The sequence below is a fragment of the Alcanivorax sp. HI0083 genome (assembly GCF_001635175.1).
The window spans coordinates 1-5,972 of the sequence record NZ_LWFX01001415.1 but is presented as its reverse complement, the minus strand read 5'-3'; the positions used below and the strand labels follow the sequence as shown (position 1 = coordinate 5,972).

The window sequence follows — 5,972 nt, the reverse complement described above, 5'->3', positions numbered from 1 at the left end:
TTTTTCCCGCTGGCAGCTATTCGTGATGGAGATTCCATGCCGCGCCGTTTTTTTGATGATCAGGATTTTCACTCCGGACAGGCCGTAGCGTTGGGCGCCAGCGCCAGCCACCACATTGGCAAGGTGTTGCGTATGGCGGTGGGCGAGGAACTGGTGGTTTTTAACGGCCGCGGGGGGGAATGGCTGGCGCGCATAACGGCCATCAACAAAAAAGCGGTCACCATTGAGCCGCAGCGCTTTGCCGATGAAGACCGCACCGCCCCGCTGGCGGTGACGGTGGCGCTGCCGATGATCAAGGGTGAGCGTATGGATTATGCGATCCAGAAAGCCACCGAGCTGGGCGCCCGTTCCCTGGTGATTCTGGATACCGAACGCTGTGAAGTGCGCCTTAAGGGCGAGCGGCAGGATAAAAAGCTGGGGCATTGGCAGCAGGTGGCGATCAGCGCCTGTGAGCAGTGCGGCCTGAACCGGGTGCCGCAGATCACCGGTGTGAGGTCGCTCAAGGATTGGTTGAGCGGGGATCTGCCAGGCTTGCGACTGATTGCCCACCCGGGGAAAAATCCGTTCTCCCCCGCTGCCCTGAAAGGCGTAGCGGAACTGGCCCTGCTCACCGGCCCGGAAGGCGGTTTTTCCGATGACGAATTGCGCGCGGCAGAGGAAAACGGTTTTGTCGCCTTTGCCCTGGGTAACCGGGTATTGCGGGCGGAAACCGCACCGGTGGCGTTACTGGCCGCGCTGTGGGCGTGGCATGGCCGCTAGGAGAAAGGGCCGGAGAGCGCGTCGTCGCCGCACTGCCGGCGGAACATCAGGCATCGCTACAGCGCTGATTGGCGTTGCCGGATTTGCATTGCTGCTGGGGCTTTATGCTCGCCACGATCCCCTGTTGCCCTGGCTGGCGGCAGTGTATGCCGGGCTCTCGGTGTTCACGCTGGGGTTGTATGCCTGGGATAAGCGTGCGGCGGTGCATGCCCGGTCGCGCATTCCCGAGCAAAGCCTGCATCTGTTATCGCTGGCAGGAGGCTGGCCTGGGGGCATGTTGGCCCGCCCCCTGTTTCGCCATAAAACCCGCAAGCAACCGTTTACCGGCATTTTCTGGTGCACGGTGCTGCTGAACATGGCAATGGTGGCTGCGTTGCTGTGGTAGCGGCGGGCTGTATAGACAATAACGAAAAAGGGAGAACACAATGCCGTTAACCAGCCCGATAATTACACCGGTGGTGGTCCTGGTCGCCTGGTCCATGGTCATGTGGCTATGGATGTACATCACCCGCCTGCCGGCCATGAAAGCGGCCAACATGAAGCCGGACCCGAATGCCCCACGCGGTGAACAGATGAGCACCCTGCCCGCTCGTGTGCGCTGGAAGGCGGATAACTACAATCACCTGATGGAACAGCCCACGGCGTTTTATGCCGTGGCCCTGTCGCTGGCACTGCTTGGCCAGGGTGATGGCATCAACCTGAAGTTGGCCTGGGCCTATGTGGGTATCCGCGTGGTGCATTCGCTCCTGCAGGCGCTGATCAACAAGATTGAGCTGCGCTTTGTGTTGTTTGCCCTGTCGTCACTGGCCCTGATTGGGTTAACCGTGAATGCGTTGCGCGCCGTGTTCTGATGGCCTTTGATACTGATCTGGCGTTGCGGGTGCGCGAAGGCCTGCGCACTGTCAGTGGTGCCCTGCCCGATGAAAAGCGCATGTTCGGTGGCCTCTGTTTCATGATCGCCGGCAACATGTGTTGCGGCATTCTGGGTGACCGCCTGATGGCCCGGGTCGGGCCGCAGTCCCATGAACGGTTGTCCGCTGAGCCTGGCGCCGGCGAGATGGATTTCACCGGCCGGCCCATTAACAGGCTGTTGAAAAGCCCTTTACGTACTCAGCGTGGCCTGAAGGGGGCAGCTGTTGTGTTTTGTCGCGACGGACAGGGTGGCTCCCTTTCCTAGCGACAAAGCGCAGCAGATGGGCCCTTCAGGCCGCGCCCTCCGGGTCTTCCAGGCTGGCCCGCACTCGTTGTTGCAATGTCTCGATGGGTGGACACACACCGTCAACATTGCGCCTAGATTGCGAACCAGCCTGAAAGACTGAGCATGCAAAGGGCTTTTCAACAGCCTGTTAGGGCATGCTGATGATTGACGCGGATACGGTAGCCGAGGACGCTGCGCTACAACGCTGGCTGACTCACTGCTTTGCTTTTTTGCGTACCCTGCCACCCAAATAAATCATTCAGGAATGACCATGCTGCAAATCGGGATTGTGATCTACGATGATGCCGAAGTACTGGATTTTGCCGGTCCTTTTGAAGTGTTCTCTACCGCCGCCCGGCTCTGTGATAGCCCGCCCTGGCAGGTGTCTTTGATCAGTGAAAATCCTGAGGTGATGGCGAGAGGTGGCTTCCCGGTGAAAAGTCACTTCACCTTCGCCGATCATCCGCCGCTGGATGTATTACTGGTCAGTGGAGGGGTACATACCGCTGTCATGGAAAATTCCGTGTTACTGACAGCCCTGCGCGAGGCCGGCCACGGCGCCCGCTGGGTAACGTCGGTCTGTACGGGTGCCTTTCTACTGGCAGAGGCCGGGCTGCTCACCGATCAGCGGGTAACCACCCACTGGGAAGATATCGCTGACCTGCGCCATGGTTTCCCGGCGCTGGATGTGCAGGAAAAAATCCGCTGGGTAGAGGATGGTAACCGTCTCACGTCGGCGGGTATTTCCGCCGGTATCGATATGAGCCTGCATCTGGTGGAAAGACTGCATGGCCGGGAATTGGCGGACAAGACGGCCCGGCAGATGGATTATGCCTGGCAGCGGTGATGCGTTGGCTCGCCAGCCAGGCAAAAAGATCGGGTGACTTAACGATATCGCCGGCTGTACGCCCAATACACGCCGGCCAGGGAGACAGCCAGGGTGGCCGGGGCCATCAGCGCGGTGAAATGCAGCAACCGGAACAGCCAGGTGCCGACCACGCCGCCACAGATGAAGCCGCCAATCAGCAATACGAACAGCAGCAGCCGGCGGCCATTGAGGGGGATGCCGCGCAGGCGGTTGCCCAGCATGATGCCCAGGTCGGTGAAAATCCCGGACAGGTGGGTGGTGCGGATGATGGAGCCACTGTAGGTGGTCACCATGGCGTTCTGCAGCCCGCAGGCCATGGAAGCCAGATAGATGCCCAGATCACTGCCCTGTTGTAGAGACAGCATGGCCATGACCAGCAAAGCCGCTTCGATCAGCAATGAGAAACCGTAATGGCGGCCCAGTTTCAGGGCAGTGCTGGTGATGAGTATGCCGCTAAGGGCGGCACCGGCGAGAAAGCTCAGCAGGGTGAGCAGCAGGTGCCGGGCCACGGACAGATCAACATCCGCCAATGCCAGGCCCAGTAGCGAGGAGGTGCCGGTAAGGTGTGATACCGATTGATGGCTGAACCCCAGCAGCCCCACCGCATTGACGCTGCCGGCGAGAAAGGCCAGCAGAAAGGCCCCGACTTCCACCCAGGGTGGTAAACGCGTCAGCAAGGCATCCCCCCGTCTGGCCGATTATCAAAAACGGCAGTGTAGCACGGGCGGCTGACGCCAGGGCCAGAGGCTTGTGTGGCAAAAAAAATCTGGCTACTCGCCCACACTTTTTCCCAATCGTGGGATAAAAAGACGCAGAGAGACCCTTGGCGGCGCTAGCTCACTTCTTCTTGTTTTTCTTTTTGCCTTTTTTTCCTGATGCTTTCTTGTCTTTTTTATCTGACTTTTTGTCTTTCTTCTTGGACTTTTTATCGCCCTTGTCCGACTTGGGCTTGATTGGCTTCAGTGCCTTGCCCTTGCCTTTCTTGCTGCCCTTGTCTTTTTTGGGTTTGCTGGTGTCTTTGGCCGGCTTGCTGTCGGCCGCGTCGTCTTTGCCGGGGGTAACAGTTTTGGCAACTGGTTTACTTGCCGATGGTGTGACCGGGTCGAACAGCTGCAGCGCAACGGTGCGAAAGCGGCGCAGGCAATAGCGCACCTGGCCAATAGACAGGCCGGATTCATCGGCGGCCTGTTGCTGGGTGCTGCCCTTGTCCAGGGCCAGTAAGGCTTTGGCACGGGGGCCGTTGGGGGCGGGCTGATTGCTTTGGGTTTGGCAGGTCTTGCGTTGTTGTGCGGTCAGTAAGGAAGTGGTGGCCACGGATTGTCCCCTCGGTGAGATTTGCGAGTTAAGCCAAAATCCCACCTTAGGGGCAAGCGCGGAGCGAGGCAAAAAAACTTTTTTACTGTAAAAAAAGTGAAATGTTGTTGCCCGGATTACGCCTGCTTTTCCATCATGTCAGCTTGCAGTATTTCAATCCAGTAACCGTCCGGGTCCTTGATAAAAGCAAGGCCTTTCATTTTTCCGTCATCCGGTTTTTTGACGAACGTCACGCCCATTTTTTCGAAGCGCTCCGCTGCTGCGTAAACGTCGGGAACGGTAATGCCGATATGGCCAAAGCCCTGGGGTTCGGCGTTGCCATCGTGGTAGGAAAAGGCGGGGTCATCTTCAGTGCCCCAGTTGTGGGTCAGTTCCAGCATGGCCTCGCGGCCGAAAGTAAAGGTCAGACGTTTGGCATCGTTGCCAGGTACTTCACCGGCTTCTTCTTCGCTCAGATAGCCGAGAAAATAAAGGCTGAATTGCATCTCGGGAAAATCCAGCTTGCGCACCAGGCGCATGCCCAGCACCCGGGTGTAGAAGTCCAGGCTTGGTTTCGGATCCTTGATCCGCAACATGGTCTGGTTGAACAGGTACTCATGGGTGACCTCATCCGGGTGTTCGAACAGGCCTTCCGCTTTTTCAAAATGACGGGACATGGGGGCTCCAGATCAGTCAGTGCATAGGGTGCTACAGACTATCGGGACGGCGGGGAGGGAATGCAACCCGGTAGCGGGTGAAAGTGCGCCCGCAATAGCTTGAAAGCAAGCCGTGCTGCAAGAATGGGTCCCGCGCGACGTTTGGTGATGGAGCTGAAAAAGGGGCGCTGAGTGCGCCCCTTTCGGATAGCTTACGGGCTGACCTTCTTGATGACCGGAGGTTTCCAGGTGCCATCGAGAATGGCTTGTTTGCCCCAATAGGCCCGGATGTAGAGAGAGAAGGTGCCTTTCGGTGCTGGCAGCCAGTTACTTAGCTTGTCCTCTGATGGCTTGTTGTGCCCGGCGTACAAGGTAAGGGAGCCGTCATCGTTACGTTTCAGGTCCTTGTTCTTGGTACCCAGAGAGTAACGCTCAAGATCATTGGGATAAAACAAGTGTTTATCGTTGTACAGGGTCAGCGACCAGAAGCCTTTCACCGGCGGGGTTTCTCCCTTGGCAAAAGTAATACTGTAGAGGTTATCCCCGCTAAGCTGTTGGTCATTGCCGTCGTTGTCTGTGTAGAAATACTGGGTTTCATTGGGGCGGTTATCAAACATGTTGGAGCGGGCGGTGCCGGTACGCATGGTGTAATCCACGCCCCACTCTGCATTGTTGACGGAACGGTTCCAGCCATTGCCGGCAGCCTTGCCGTTGTTTTCCCATTTGAAAAAGTCGGCAATCACGCTCTTCTCGGTCTCTTTGGCCACTTCAACAATGGCTTGTTTGATGGCCGGGTCGCGCTCTGCGGCGGCAAGCAGGGCGCGGACATTGGCGTAAATGGCTTCCTCGCCTGGCAGCGGCGGTACCTGGTCCAGTACGGCGTGTAGCTGGTCAAAGAATTTTTCCGGCTCTACCCATTTGGTTTCCCCGTCGCTTTTCGGTGCCGGGAACGTGGGTAGCTGGGACCAGTCCGTGGTTTTCATTTCGCCATCGAAATCTTCCAGCGGATAGGCGTTGATCTGGCTGATCACTGGCTGAATGGCTTGCTTGTCTTCTTCGGTGGAATCCATGAAGGCGCGGGGGATCATGTTGGCCAGTTCCGTGGAAGAGCGGATAACCTCATTGATGCCTTCCGGCACGTCGCCTTCCCAGTTGGGACCGACCAGAAGATAAAAGCCGGGCTCGGTGCCATAGGGCG

At 57.9% G+C, this 5,972-nt stretch carries 9 protein-coding genes; 5 read left to right on the top strand and 4 right to left on the bottom strand.

The genetic code is table 11. From position 1 onward, the window contains the following. The first annotated feature begins 36 nt into the window (after window positions 1–36). The 5 genes from A3754_RS21480 (at window position 37) to A3754_RS21460 (ending at window position 2,804) form a co-directional block, all read left to right on the top strand. Window positions 37–759, top strand: coding sequence for a 16S rRNA (uracil(1498)-N(3))-methyltransferase (locus tag A3754_RS21480; RefSeq protein WP_063521289.1), 723 nt, complete (start codon window positions 37–39; stop codon window positions 757–759). Further along, the gene (locus tag A3754_RS21475) at window positions 749–1,144 is read left to right on the top strand and encodes a DUF1294 domain-containing protein (RefSeq protein ID WP_082872215.1); all 396 of its coding nucleotides are present in this window, start codon (window positions 749–751) and stop codon (window positions 1,142–1,144) included. Before A3754_RS21480 ends, A3754_RS21475 begins: the two co-directional genes overlap by 11 nt. Before the next feature lie 40 nt (window positions 1,145–1,184). Then, entirely contained in the window at window positions 1,185–1,610 is a 426-nt protein-coding gene (locus A3754_RS21470) for an MAPEG family protein (protein WP_063518767.1), read from the top strand. Beyond that, window positions 1,610–1,936: a TfoX/Sxy family protein gene (locus A3754_RS21465; RefSeq protein WP_082872214.1), complete on the top strand. Its 327-nt coding sequence runs from the start codon at window positions 1,610–1,612 to the stop codon at window positions 1,934–1,936. Before A3754_RS21470 ends, A3754_RS21465 begins: the two co-directional genes overlap by 1 nt. A 292-nt stretch (window positions 1,937–2,228) precedes the next feature. After that, entirely contained in the window at window positions 2,229–2,804 is a 576-nt protein-coding gene (locus A3754_RS21460) for a DJ-1/PfpI family protein (RefSeq protein WP_197468769.1), read from the top strand. Window positions 2,805–2,842: 38 nt separating this feature from the next. Here A3754_RS21460 and A3754_RS21455 read toward each other — a convergent pair whose 3' ends face one another. The 4 genes from A3754_RS21455 to A3754_RS21440 all read right to left on the bottom strand — a co-directional run. Continuing rightward, window positions 2,843–3,502, bottom strand: coding sequence for a YoaK family protein (locus A3754_RS21455; RefSeq protein WP_063521288.1), 660 nt, complete (start codon window positions 3,500–3,502; stop codon window positions 2,843–2,845). Window positions 3,503–3,662: 160 nt separating this feature from the next. After that, window positions 3,663–4,139, bottom strand: coding sequence for a helix-turn-helix domain-containing protein (locus tag A3754_RS21450; RefSeq protein WP_082872283.1), 477 nt, complete (start codon window positions 4,137–4,139; stop codon window positions 3,663–3,665). A gap of 116 nt (window positions 4,140–4,255) precedes the next feature. Then, complete coding sequence (gene gloA / locus A3754_RS21445; protein WP_063521287.1) at window positions 4,256–4,795, bottom strand: lactoylglutathione lyase; 540 nt, start codon at window positions 4,793–4,795, stop codon at window positions 4,256–4,258. 191 nt (window positions 4,796–4,986) lie between these two features. Then, window positions 4,987–5,972: DUF1214 domain-containing protein (locus A3754_RS21440; protein WP_156497133.1), on the bottom strand; the 986-nt coding region annotated here is incomplete at its 5' end.